Genomic DNA, 11,998 nt, shown 5'->3' with positions numbered 1-11,998 from the left:
AAGTGATGATCATGGGCAAGGCCGGCGAGTTCTTCTCCCGGGTGCTGAAGCGGATGGCATCGTCGAACGACGAGCTCGACTCCGCGGAGTTGCAGAAGACCGTCCGCGACTCCGGCGCCGTGCCGATCAAGCAGTGCAAGGACCGCGAGGTGGTCGACCTGGCGGGCACCATCGCCGCGGTGACGATCAACCCGCGCGGCGGCCATCCGGCCCTCGAGGCGGAGCTGCGTGACGGCTCCGGGGCGGTCACCCTGGTCTGGCTCGGCCGACGGCAGATCCCCGGCATCCACGCCGGCCGGTCCGTCCTGGTCAGCGGCCGGATCAGCTGTGGTGAGGAGGGCCGGATCATGTACAACCCGCGGTATGAGCTGATCTCGAGCCCGTCCCCCTCATGACGGAGGCCTCCGAGCAACCCAAATTCCGTTACGTCGAGGAGTGGGTCCGGCACGAGATGTCGAAGGCCCTCGGCGGCCCGCGCGGCATGCTCGAGGGCGCCCTGCCGTTCGTCGGTTTCACCGTCGCCTGGGTGATCGGCCAGCAGCTGATCCCGGCGATCATCGCCGCGGTCGCGATCGCCGGCGTGCTGGCCGTGATCCGGCTGGTCCAGCGGCAGCCGATCCGCTACGTGCTGCAGGCCGTGGTGCCGACCGTGGTCGCCGTCGTCGTCGCGGCCCGCACCGGCCGGGCCGAGGACGCCTTCGTCCCCGGGATCCTCTACAACGGGGCCCTGGCCGCGGTGGCGATCATCACCATTGCTGTTGGTCGGCCCCTGTTCGGCTTCGTCATCGGCGCCGCGCTCGGCGATCCGACCGGCTGGGCGGCGGACCGTGGCCTGGTCAAGATGATGAGCAAGCTGACCGCGGTGATGGCGATCTCGTACACGATCCGGGTGGTCGTTCAGCTGCCGCTGTTCCTGACCCATCAGGTGCTGCTGCTGGGCATCGCCAAGGTGGTGTTGGGCTGGCCGCTGCTGATCGCGGCGCTGGCGGTGATCGGCGTGATGCTGTCCCGCGGCCGGACCCCGATCGAGGAATCGTCGCTGGCCCGGGCCCGCCCGACCGACGAGCCGGCGGCGGACGAACCGACCGCTACCGAGCCGCGCTGAGCCGCTTGGCCTCGGCCAACCGTTCCACCGAACGTACGGTCGTCGGCCTGAGCCCGACGATCAGTTGGTCCACCGCCAGGTCCTGATAACCCCGGATCGCCTCGGCCAGCTCATCGACGGAGCCCGAGATCGCATTCGGACCGGCCTCGGCGTCGGCCGCCTGGTCCGGATCGATCACCGTGAGGCCGACCGTCGGCGCGACCTCGTCCAGCGGCCGGCCGGCCGTGGTGACCGCGTCCCGCAACTCCCGGAGCCGTTCCTCGACCGTCTCGTTGACGGTGCCGAACCAGGCGGTGTTCCACTGGTCGGCCCAGCGCGCCGTCAGTTCCAGCATCCGCGGTCGCCGCGCGGCGACCAGGATCGGGATCTGCCGCGCCGGCGGCGGGGCGAGGACGGCGTCGGCGACCCGGTGGTACGTGCCGTCGAAGGTCACGGTCTCCGAGCGCAGCAGCCGGGCGACGATCTCCAGCCACTCCGCGAACCGCCCGGCCTTGTGGTCGGTGGGCAGCCCGAACGCCTCGTACTCCGGATCGTGCCAGCCGGCGCCGACCCCCAGGATCACCCGTCCGTCCGACACCAGGTCGAGCGTCGCCGCCATCTTCGCGGTCAGCCCGGGGTCGCGGAACGAGGCGCAGAGCACCATCGTGCCGAGGTCGACCCGTTCGGTCACCGCGGCGACCGCGCTGAGCAGCGTCCAGGCCTCGTGCAGCCCGTGGGTCGCGCCGTCCGGGCCACGGTGCAGCAGGTGGTCGGCGAGCCAGACGGAATCCAGCCCCGACCGCTCCGACGCGATCGCGATGTCGCGGACGTCCGTCCAGCTGGGGACGCCGCCGTCCGGTCCGTCGGAGTCACCGACCGGGAGCATCACGCCGACCTTCATGGGTCCCCCTCAGGGATTGGGCAGGCCGACCTGCTGCGCGCTGCGGACCTCGCCGCGCGGCGACAGCATCTCGGCCAGCTCCTGCTCGTAGTCCTGGGCGGTGACGAAAAGCAGTTCGTCGCCCGACTCCAGGGTGCCGTCCGGGTCCGGCGGCCGGGCATGGCCGTCCCGGATCACCGCGACCAGGACGACGTCGCCGGGCCAGCCGATGTCGCCGACCCGGACGCCGATCTGGGGGCTGCTCTCCGGCAGGGTCATCTCGACCAGGTTGGCTTCGCCCTCGTGGAACGTGAGCAGCCGGACCAGGTCGCCGACGCTGACCGCCTCCTCGACCAGGGCGCACATCAGCCGCGGCGTGGACACCGCGACGTCGACGCCCCAGACCTCGTTGAACAGCCACTCGTTCTTCGGGTGGTTGACCCGGGCCACCGTCCGCGGCACCCCGAACTCGGTCTTGGCCAGCAGCGAGACGACCAGGTTGACCTTGTCGTCGCCGGTGGCGGCGATCGCGACGTCGCAGCTGTCGATCTCCGCCTCCTCCAGCGAGGACAGCTCGCAGGCATCGGCGAGCAGCCACTCCGCGTCCGGCACCGTCTCGGTCTTGATCGCGTGCGGGTCGCGGTCGATCAGCAGCACCTGGTGACCGTTCTCGATCAACTCGCCGGCGATCGAGCGGCCCACGTTCCCGGCTCCGGCAATGGCGACGCGCATGATCAATCTTCCTTCGGGGGAGTGCCGAGGATCGTCTCCACCTCGGCCAGCCGGGCGTCCTGCACCGCCGCGTACAGCAGATCACCGTCCTGGAAGACGGAGGTCATCTTGGGGATGTGGCCCGTGCCGAGCCGGCCGAGGAACGGGATCCGGGCGCCGCTGGCCTCCTCCAGTTGCCCGATCGTGCGGCCGACCCAGGCGGGATCGACGTGGACCTCGAGCAGCCGGACGCTGCCCGACGGGTCGCGCCACTGCGGTTCGGAGCCGGCCGGCAGCAGCCGGCGGATCACCTGGTCGGCGGTCCAGCGCACGGTGGCGACCGTCGGGATGCCGAGCCGCTCGTAGACCTCGGCCCGGCCGGGATCGTAGATCCGCGCGACGACGTTTTCCACGCCGAACGTTTCGCGGACCACCCGGGCGGCCAGGATGTTGGAGTTGTCGCCGCTGGACACGGCCGCAAAGGCGCTCGCGTCACCGATCCGGGCCTCCGTCAACACCTCGCGATCGAAGCCGACCCCCTTCACCGTGGTGCCGGTGAAGTCGGGGCCGAGCCGGCGGAAGGCAGCCGGCTGCATGTCGATCACGGCCACCGAATGACCCCGTCGCTCCAGCGCCCGAGCGAGCGTCGAGCCGACGCGACCGCAGCCCATGATCACGATGTGCACAGCGAAGACGCTACACGACGCGCCGGTTGGGCGGCCTGGCCCGCGGTGGTAGGTCTAGAGTGTCGGGACGTGAGTTTTTCGGACCTCGGCAAGCGCCTGTTGGTGGGGCGCAAGCTGCGGAGCACCCAGCTCGGCGAGACGTTGCTGCCGAAGCGGATCGCCCTTCCCGTCTTCGCCTCGGACGCCTTGTCCTCGGTCGCCTACGCGCCGGACGAGATCCTGCTGACGTTGTCGTTGGCCGGCATGGCGGGCTTCGCGTTCTCCTGGCCGATCGCGATCGCCGTCGCCGTGGTGATGCTGGTCGTCGTCGCCTCGTACCGGCAGAACGTGCACGCCTATCCGTCCGGCGGCGGCGACTACGAGGTGGCCACGGTCAACCTCGGCCGCAACGCCGGCACCACCGTGGCCAGCGCGCTGCTGGTCGACTACGTGCTGACCGTTGCGGTGTCGGTCAGCTCCGGGGTGCAGAACGCGAAGTCGGCGCTGCCGTTCATCGAGGGCCACGAGGGCTGGATCGCCGCGGCGGCGGTGGCGCTGCTGATGGCGCTGAATCTGCGCGGGGTGAAGGAGTCGGGCACGCTGTTCGCGATCCCGACCTACTGCTTCATGATCGGGATCATCGGCATGGTCGCGGTCGGCCTGATCCGGATCTTGATCATGAATGATCCGGTGCGGGTGCACAGCGCGCAGTACGAGGTGGTGGGGGATCCCGCCTTCACCTCCTTCACCGGCCTGATGATGGTGGTCTTGCTGGCCCGGGCCTTCTCGTCCGGCTCCGCGGCGTTGACCGGGGTGGAGGCGATCTCCAACGGCGTCCCCGCCTTCCGCAAGCCGAAGAGCAAGAACGCGGCGACCACACTGCTGCTGCTCGGCGTGGTCGCGGTCAGCATGTTGCTCGGGGTGATCACCCTGGCCAACCTGACCGGGCTGCGACTGATCGATCCCGCTCACTCCTTCTACACGCTGAACGGGGTCCGGGTCGACATCATCGAGGAGACGGCGATCGGCCAGCTGGCCCGGGCGATCTTCTCCGGCTTCCCGATCGGCTTCTATTTCGTTGTCGCGGCGACCATGATCATTTTGTTCCTGGCCGCCAATACGGCGTTCAACGGCTTCCCCGTGCTCGGCTCGATCCTGGCCCGGGACGGCTACCTGCCGCGGCAGCTGCACACCCGCGGCGACCGGCTGGCGTACAGCAACGGGATCATCGTGCTGGCCACGCTGGCGATCATCCTGATCCTCGCCTTCGATGCGAACGTGACGGCCCTGATCCAGTTGTACGTGGTCGGCGTGTTCGTCTCGTTCACGGTCAGTCAGGCCGGCATGCTGCGGCACTGGACCCGGGCGCTGAAGACGGAGACCCGGCCGGGCGAACGGCGGCGGATGCAGCGATCGCGGGTGATCAATGCCATCGGCCTGACCATGACCGGGACGGTGTTGATCATCGTCCTGCTGTCCAAGTTCCTGCAGGGCGCCTACATCGCGATCATCGCGATGGCCGTGCTGTTCGTGTTGATGAAGTTGATCAAGCGGCACTACGACGCGGTGGCGGAGGAGACGGCGCTGGTGCCGGGCGAAGCGAAGACCCTGCCCAGCCGGGTGCACGCGATCGTGCTGGTCAGCAAGCTGCACAAGCCGACCGCGCGGGCGCTGGCCTTCGCCAAGGCGTCCCGGCCCAGCACGCTGGAGGCGATCACCGTCGACGTCAACGACGAGGAGACGGCCAACCTGGTGCGGGCCTGGGACGAGGCGGGGATCCCGATCCCGTTGAAGGTCGTCGCCTCGCCGTACCGCGAGGTGACCAACCCGATCCTCGACTATGTGAAGACGATCAGGTCGGAGAGCCCGCGGGACGTGGTCACCGTCTACATCCCCGAGTACGTGGTCGGTCACTGGTGGGAGCAGATCCTGCACAACCAGAGCGCGCTGCGGCTCAAGGGCCGGCTGCTGTTCACCCCGGGCGTGATGGTGACCTCGGTGCCGTATCTGCTGGCCACGGCGGACGTCGCCGAACGCCGGCTGGCGCGGTCCGATCTCCAGGGCGCCCGCCGGCGGCGCTGATGCCGGCCGAGGAGTTGGTCGGCCCGGCCGATGTCGGGCCGGTGGCACATGGCGGCCACTGCGTGGTCCGTGATCAGGGCCGGGTGATCTTCGTCCGGCACGCGCTGCCGGGGGAGCGGGTGATGATCAAGATCACCGATCGCAGTCATGATCGTTACTGGCGCGGGGACGCGGTGCAGATCCTCGATCCGGGGCCGGGACGGGTCCAGCCGCCGTGCCCGATCGCGGGCCCGGGCCGCTGCGGTGGCTGCGACTTCCAGCACGCCGACCCGGCCACTCAGCGGGAGCTGAAACGCGCCGTCGTGGCGGAGCAGTTGCTGCGCCTGGCCGACCTCGACTGGACCGGTGAGGTCGAGCCCGCCGGCGGGGATCCGGATGGCCTGGGCTGGCGGAGCCGGATGCGGTATCACGCCGGGCCCGATCAGGATTCGGCGGACGACAGCTTCGGGCTGCGGGCCCATCGGTCGGACCGGGTGATCATGCTGCCGGCCGATGGCTGCCGGATCGCCGCGCCGTCGATCGCCGTACCGCCGCGGGTGCCGGAGGGTGCGGACTCGATCATCGGCGTGGCCGCGGCCGGCGGCACCGTCTGGGCCTCCGAACACCATCCGGCCGGCACCGTGCTGGAGCGTGCCGGTGATCGCGAGTTCACGGTCGGGGTGGATGGCTTCTGGCAGGCACATCCGGCCGCGCCGCGGCTGCTGTCCGAAGCGGTGATCACCGGGCTGGCTCCGCGCCGCGGCGAGTCCGCTTTCGACCTTTACTGCGGGGTGGGCTTGTTCGCGGCCGCACTGGTTGATCATGGTTGCGGCCCGGTGACCGGGGTCGAGGGCTCGAAGCCGGCCGTAGCCTCGGCCCGTCGCAACCTGGCCGATGTGGGCCGGCGGGCCCGGTTCGTCGCCGGGTCGGTGGAGCGGGTGCTGGAGCGGCCGAAGGCTCGCGGCGGTCTGCCCGATCAGGTCGACCTGGTCGTCCTGGACCCGCCTCGGGTGGGAGCCGGCCGTCGGGTCGTCGCCGCGGTGGCACGGCGACAGCCGCGCGCGATCGCCTATGTCGCCTGCGATCCGGCCGCCCTGGCCCGCGACCTGGCCTACTTCGGCGATCGCGGCTACCGCCCGGTCTCGTTGCGGGCGTTCGACCTGTTCCCGATGACGCACCACGTCGAGTGCGTCGCCATCCTGGAGCCGGCGCCGGCCGACTAACGTACGGGGATGGATTCGGCGCTCCGGCGGGCACGCTACGCGAAGATCAGCACCGAGCTCGCCCACCACGACGACGATGCCCTGCGGGTGCTGGTGGGGAATCCAGCCGGCACGCCGGGCTGGGGCAGCGTCCGGACGGTCGAGGTGGCCGGTGAGCCCGTCTTCGTCAAGATCATTCCGTTGACCGAGTTGGAGTTGGCGCGGCCCTACTCCACCCGGAACCACTACCGGCTGCCGACCTGCTACCAATACGGGATCGGGTCAGCGGGGTTCGGGGCGTGGCGGGAGATCATCACCTATCTCAAGCTGTCGAATCAGGTCCTCGCCGACGCCGTCGCCACCTTTCCGCTCGCCTATCACGTGCGGGTGGTTCGGCGTGCCGGACGGGCGTCGACGGGACCGGCTGATCTTGAACGGTACGTCCGGTACTGGAACTCCAGCCGGGGCATCGAGCGGTTCCTGACCGAGCGCGCCGGCGGGACGCACGAGGCGATGATCTTCCTCGAACACCTGGCTCATCCACTGGCGGACTGGCTGCTGGAGCATCCGGAGGACACCCCGCGGCTGATCGGGCAGCTGTGCGACACGACGGCATTCCTGCGGGACCAGGGAATCGTGCACTTCGATGCGCACCTCGGCAACATCATGACGGACGGCGATCGCGTCTACCTGACCGACTTCGGGCTGGCGCTGGACGGGAGATTCTCGTTGACCGCGCGCGAGCGCGAGTTCCTCGACCGGCACCGGCTGTTCGACCTGGGCGAGATCCTGTACGGATTCGGGCCGCAACTGATGCGCTGGTATCGATCGCTGCCGACCGCTGAACAGCAACAGGCACGGGCTCTGGTGGGTGCCGCCGGTGACGACAATCTTGCGATCGAGCTGGGATTGGTGCGCGGCGCCGAGCGGCTCGCCGGGGTCGCTCATCCGGCGGTGATCGAGTCGGTCATCAGGTATCGCGCGATCATCGAGTTCATGATCGACTTCTTCATCACATTGCAGAAGAATCGGCGGAAGAACACTCGCTTCGGCGACGCCCGGCTGGGCGAACTGCTGCGGGCGGCGGAGGTCCCGGTCGACTGAGCCACGGCTCCCATCTGCTTGGCTACCATCCGTGATCGTCTGTCTGATGGGTCCGGCCGGCTCGGGGAAGTCGACGCTGGCCAAGCGGCTCGAGGAGGAGCGCCCCGATCTGTTCGCGCGGGTCCCGGTGGACTACTTCTTCGTGCCGCGCGCCGCCGGGACGTCGATGGCAGAATTCCTGGCCCGTCCCTTCGGCTACGACTGGGCAACCGTCGACAAGGCCCTGACCGAGGTCGGGGAACGTCGGAGCACGCCGGCCTGCGACTTCGACTCGATGCGCTGGCGCTCGCCGCACGGTGGCCTGCCGATCGCGACGGCGCCGATCATGGTCTTGGACGGGATGCGGCCGCATCCGCTGTGCGATCGACTCTTCCTGCTGGACCTCGATCCGGTCGAACAACGCCGTCGCCTGGCCGACCGCGACCGCCGCTGGGGCACCCGCGTCGCCGACCGCGAAGATCATCTCGCGGCCACTTTCCGACAGGGACTCTCCGAAGCGTCACGTCCACCCGACCTGCGCCTGAATGCCTCCGACCCGACCGAGTCGACGATCCGGACCTTGATCGAGTTCCTCACCTGACCCGGCCTTGGCGACGGGGACATCACCCTGCTTTTTCCTTGTTTTGCTGTGATTGTGGGCGTGGTGGGATAGAATCGAACACATGTTCGAGGGATCGTTGGAGGGGTGTGCTGCGGGGTTGGATGCCCGCGGGATCCTTGACGCGGCCGCCGCCGCGCAACGGGCCCAGGTCATGGCGCAGAACCAACTGTTGGTGTTGGCGGCGGAGTGGGCGGACCGGTTCCCGGCCGACTCGATCCATCCCGACCAACTGGGGTTGCCGGGGGCGGCGCGTGGGGTTCGTCCGGGTGGGGACGGGACGCCGGAGGTGAACGATCTGGCGATGGTCGATTTCTGTGTGAAGATCGGTAAGAGCACCGGGGCGGGGTTGTTCTTCATCGGTGACGCGTTGGATCTGCGGCACCGGTTCCCGCTCTTGTGGGGGAAAGTCCTGCGGGGGGAGTTGTTGGGTTGGCAGGGCGGCAAGATCGCCCGCCTGACCCGCGGCCTGCTCTTCGACCAGGCGCGGCTGGTTGATGCCGAGGTGGCCCGGTTCGCCGGGGTGGTGCCCTTCACCAAGTTGGAGAACCGGGTGTTGGCGGCGGTCCGCACGGTCGATCCCGAACACTACGAGAAACTGATCGGGCGGCGGAAGAAGGAACGCGGGGTCTGGTTGGGCCGGGTCGATGAGGACGGGATGCGCAGCATCCACGGCCGGATCGAGGCGGTGAAGACCAACCGGCTCTACGCCACGGTCGAGGAACTCGCCGGCTACCTCCCGGTGGAGACCGGCAGCGCCGACGAACGCCGCGCCGAAGCGTTGGCCCTGCTGGGTGATGATCTCCGAGCGGCCGAACTCCGCGCCCGGCACCGGCAGCCGGAACTGTTCGATGAAGAGTTGGCGTCGGCAGTGGCGGAGATCGTGGCCGAGACGGGCGGTCCGGTCGAGGAATCCGAGGTCCATCCCGCTCTCCGCGACCGACCGTCCGCGGTCGATGTCGAGTCGGTGATCTTCCAGACCGCCGTCCGGCGGATGCTTGAACGGTTGGATCTGACGAAGCTGTTGCCGATCGCCCACCTGGTGGTGCATGTTGCGGCGGAGTCGTTGGAGAAGGGTCACGGGGTTTGTCGGGTGCCGGGGATCAAGCCGACCACGATGGGCGTCGTGCAGGACTGGCTCGGCCATACCCGGGTCCGGGTGCGGCCAGTGATCGATCTCAACGACACTCCGCCGCCGGTCGATTCCTACGAGATTCCCGACCGGCACCGCCGTTACCTGCGGTTGCGGCAACCCGGCAGCAGTTTCCCCTGGTCCACCGCCACCGGCGGGTTCGATCTTGATCATGTGCAGCCGTTCGTTCCCCCGCATCGTGGTGGGCCGCCGGGCCAGACCCGGATCGACAACCTGGCCCCCGACACCCGAACCGAGCATCGGGCCGTGACTCATGGTGGGTGGCAGCGTCGACAACCCGACCCCGGCGTGATCCTGTTCCGGGCACCCCACGGGGACGTCTACCTGACCAACCATTCCGGCACCCATGATCTTGGTCCCGGCCCGTTCGCCCACACCATCTGGCAAGCAGCCGCCCCCAACCAGGCCCTGGCCGACTAAGCACCTGAGCCAGTCGAAGGGCAAAGCCCGTCTGGCCTCTGATCAGTTCAGCAGCCAGCGGTCCGGCCGTCCTTCAGCCTGCGGACCCGCCAGACCTGCGCCAGTGCCGGATCACCGGACGAGCTGGGTTCGATCCGCTGCACAGTGAATCCCTCGCGCTGATAGAACGCACCGGCACGTTCGTTGGCGACGAATTGCTCGACGTACAAGCGAATCACGTCGGCGGGCAGCTGCTGGATCAGCGCGTCGATCAGCCGCGGCCCCAGACCGTGACCACGATGGTCCGCGTGCACGTACAGCTTGTAGATCACGTGGTCGGCCCCGGCGAGCCCGGATTGCCCGACGCCGATGACCCGACCTTCGTCCGCGGCGACGACCAGCGTGTTCGCTGCCACGGCGGCGTTGAGGTACGCCTCGTTCCACCAGCTGTCGACCTGGGCGGTCGCTGTGTCGCTGTCGATCAAGGCCGCGTAATGCGCGAACACCTGGGTTTCACCGAACCGCCGCACCGCCGGTACGTCTTCGAGCTCGGCGGCGCGGACGACCGGTCCCGGCCGGTTCATCGGTGATCATCCCGCCGGAGCAGTCGGGTGGCCCGCTCGATCTGGGTGATCATCCTCGTCGGCGGACTGTCGACGGGGGAGTCCTTCGATCCGAGACTCCAGCCGCCGTCATCGGCCCAGAACTGAAACTTGGGCAGCCCGATCAGGGGATCCTCGAAGCAGGCGAGCTCGAAGTCGACCCAGGAGATCAGACCCGTCTCGTCGGCCAGGACGTTGAGCGGGTTGTAGTCGCCGTTGGAGAAGACGAGGGGCCGGCGATGCCGCGGCACCACTTCGTGCAGCACCGCCAGGGCCTCGCTCATCACCCGGGTCCCGGTCCACGGGCTCACCCGCCGGGCCGCAGCCGCCAGCTCGTCGTCGAGGGTCCGCTCCGGCAGATCGGCGGCGAAGGGATGGGCGGCGACCCGAGGGGTCAACCGGTGCAGCCGGTCGATGGCGTCGAACAGCAGTCGGCAGGTCCGGTCAGCCGAGGCGACCTCGGCCACTCCGATCCACGGCAGCACGCGCCCCGGTGCGACGCTCAGCACAAGAGCGTGTAACGAACCGGCCGCGGCGGTGGTCGGGATCGGCCCGGCCAGCACGCGCGGAATCGCGAAGCCCATCGCGCCGAGCTCGGCCAGGGCCCGCAACGTGGCCGATTCGAGCTGCAGCGGAACCGGGTCGGCGACGACCTTCACCACCCAGTCAACCGGTCCGTCGTCGGTGTCGAGGGTCAGCTTCGCCGGGAACGGGAGTGGTGCGCACCGATACGGTGCCACGCTCGCGATCCGGGCCCCCGGCGCGGCCGCGGCTACGACAGCGGCAAGGATCTCGTTCGCATCCGTCACGGATGATCACGCTACGGGCTGCTGAGCGACCGTGCACCAGGGATCCGATCAACGTTCTACTCCCGTGAGACGATCCGAGTTCGACTACCCCGGGGTGCTGGTCGCCTCCAGTCGCGGGGCCGACCTGGTCGTGGCCGTCCGCGACTGACCGGGCGCACAAATCAATCGCGATGGCCACAGGAACCTGGCAGGGTGCCGGGGGTGATCGCCGACGACCTCACCACCGCGTTGCGCAATGATCGCTATCCGCGCACCGCGCGCTACGACCCGCACTGGATCGTGGCGAACCTGATGGGTCCGCATCCGCTCTGGTTGGCCGAGGTGTTGACGAACGTGATGTCGATCAAGTCTGGGCTGCGGGTGCTGGACCTCGGCCACGGACAACTGGCAACGAATCCAGGAGGCCGGCCTGGCCGGCCGGGTGCATCCGTTGGACAGTGATGCACGGAGCCTGCCGTTGCGGACGGATTCTTCGACCTGATTATCAGCATCGACGCTTACGCCTACTTCGGCACCGATGTCCGGCATCTGCCGTACTGCTTGAGGTTCCTCGCTCCGGGCGGCCGGATCGGGATGATCGACGAGGGTTGGCGGGATTGGCTGACCTGGTTGGAGGCCTGCGACCTGGTCGGCAAGGGCTTCGAACCGGACGCCGAGATGCTGCGGGCCGATCAAGGACGGTTGCTCGGCTTCAGCAGAGTCGTCGCTTCCCGGGTATAGCGTCGGCATC

Annotated in this window: 14 protein-coding genes; 9 read left to right on the top strand and 5 right to left on the bottom strand. The window is 69.0% G+C overall.

All coding sequences use genetic code 11. From position 1 onward, the window contains the following. The first annotated feature begins 11 nt into the window (after nt 1-11). The gene (locus tag FNH24_RS20710) at nt 12-395 is read left to right on the top strand and encodes an OB-fold nucleic acid binding domain-containing protein (protein WP_175047904.1); all 384 of its coding nucleotides are present in this window, start codon (nt 12-14) and stop codon (nt 393-395) included. Further along, nucleotides 392-1,105, top strand: a complete 714-nt coding sequence (locus FNH24_RS20705; RefSeq protein WP_152364076.1) for a DUF3159 domain-containing protein — start codon at nt 392-394, stop codon at nt 1,103-1,105. The genes FNH24_RS20710 and FNH24_RS20705 overlap by 4 nt, the downstream gene beginning before the upstream one ends. Here FNH24_RS20705 and FNH24_RS20700 read toward each other — a convergent pair. From FNH24_RS20700 to FNH24_RS20690, 3 genes are read right to left on the bottom strand one after another with little or no spacing between them, the layout of a single operon-like run. Then, nucleotides 1,089-1,985 (bottom strand): LLM class flavin-dependent oxidoreductase, encoded by an 897-nt coding sequence (locus FNH24_RS20700; protein WP_152364075.1) that lies wholly within the window; start codon nt 1,983-1,985, stop codon nt 1,089-1,091. The genes FNH24_RS20705 and FNH24_RS20700 overlap by 17 nt on opposite strands. Nucleotides 1,986-1,994: 9 nt before the next feature. Continuing rightward, complete coding sequence (locus FNH24_RS20695) at nt 1,995-2,696, bottom strand: potassium channel family protein (protein WP_152364074.1); 702 nt, start codon at nt 2,694-2,696, stop codon at nt 1,995-1,997. A gap of 2 nt (nt 2,697-2,698) precedes the next feature. Further along, nucleotides 2,699-3,346 carry a potassium channel family protein gene (locus FNH24_RS20690; protein ID WP_175047903.1) on the bottom strand — a complete coding sequence of 216 codons (648 nt, stop codon included), beginning with the start codon at nt 3,344-3,346 and terminating at the stop codon, nt 2,699-2,701. Between the two features lie 84 nt (nt 3,347-3,430). Here FNH24_RS20690 and FNH24_RS20685 point away from each other — a divergent pair, with 84 nt between their 5' ends. From FNH24_RS20685 to FNH24_RS20665, 5 genes are all read left to right on the top strand, one after another. Then, entirely contained in the window at nt 3,431-5,422 is a 1,992-nt protein-coding gene (locus FNH24_RS20685) for an APC family permease (RefSeq protein ID WP_246186992.1), read from the top strand. After that, complete coding sequence (locus FNH24_RS20680) at nt 5,422-6,624, top strand: class I SAM-dependent RNA methyltransferase (RefSeq protein WP_152364071.1); 1,203 nt, start codon at nt 5,422-5,424, stop codon at nt 6,622-6,624. The genes FNH24_RS20685 and FNH24_RS20680 overlap by 1 nt, the downstream gene beginning before the upstream one ends. A 9-nt stretch (nt 6,625-6,633) precedes the next feature. Further along, nucleotides 6,634-7,707: a BUD32 family EKC/KEOPS complex subunit gene (locus tag FNH24_RS20675; RefSeq protein ID WP_152364070.1), complete on the top strand. Its 1,074-nt coding sequence runs from the start codon at nt 6,634-6,636 to the stop codon at nt 7,705-7,707. A gap of 31 nt (nt 7,708-7,738) precedes the next feature. Continuing rightward, nucleotides 7,739-8,287: a nucleoside/nucleotide kinase family protein gene (locus FNH24_RS20670; RefSeq protein ID WP_152364069.1), complete on the top strand. Its 549-nt coding sequence runs from the start codon at nt 7,739-7,741 to the stop codon at nt 8,285-8,287. Between the two features lie 82 nt (nt 8,288-8,369). Then, the gene (locus tag FNH24_RS20665) at nt 8,370-9,878 is read left to right on the top strand and encodes an HNH endonuclease signature motif containing protein (RefSeq protein ID WP_152364068.1); all 1,509 of its coding nucleotides are present in this window, start codon (nt 8,370-8,372) and stop codon (nt 9,876-9,878) included. 47 nt (nt 9,879-9,925) lie between these two features. Here FNH24_RS20665 and FNH24_RS20660 read toward each other — a convergent pair whose 3' ends face one another. Then, entirely contained in the window at nt 9,926-10,441 is a 516-nt protein-coding gene (locus tag FNH24_RS20660) for a GNAT family N-acetyltransferase (protein WP_152364067.1), read from the bottom strand. Next, on the bottom strand, nt 10,438-11,268 hold the full coding sequence (locus FNH24_RS20655; RefSeq protein ID WP_152364066.1) for a protein kinase family protein: 831 nt from the start codon (nt 11,266-11,268) through the stop codon (nt 10,438-10,440). Before FNH24_RS20655 ends, FNH24_RS20660 begins: the two co-directional genes overlap by 4 nt. A 201-nt stretch (nt 11,269-11,469) precedes the next feature. Between FNH24_RS20655 and FNH24_RS32305 the strand changes: the two genes are divergently transcribed. Together FNH24_RS32305 and FNH24_RS32300 are read left to right on the top strand one after the other, a co-directional pair. Next, a complete protein-coding gene (locus FNH24_RS32305; RefSeq protein ID WP_246186991.1) occupies nt 11,470-11,709 on the top strand; it encodes a hypothetical protein in 240 nt (79 codons plus the stop codon). A gap of 132 nt (nt 11,710-11,841) precedes the next feature. Further along, a complete protein-coding gene (locus FNH24_RS32300; RefSeq protein WP_246186990.1) occupies nt 11,842-11,988 on the top strand; it encodes a hypothetical protein in 147 nt (48 codons plus the stop codon). Nucleotides 11,989-11,998: the final 10 nt, after the last annotated feature.

Source organism: Microlunatus speluncae (genome assembly GCF_009299835.1).
In the GTDB taxonomy this organism is placed as follows: Bacteria; Actinomycetota; Actinomycetes; order Propionibacteriales; family Propionibacteriaceae; genus Microlunatus; species Microlunatus speluncae.
This window is presented reverse-complemented; position numbering and strand designations above follow the sequence as displayed.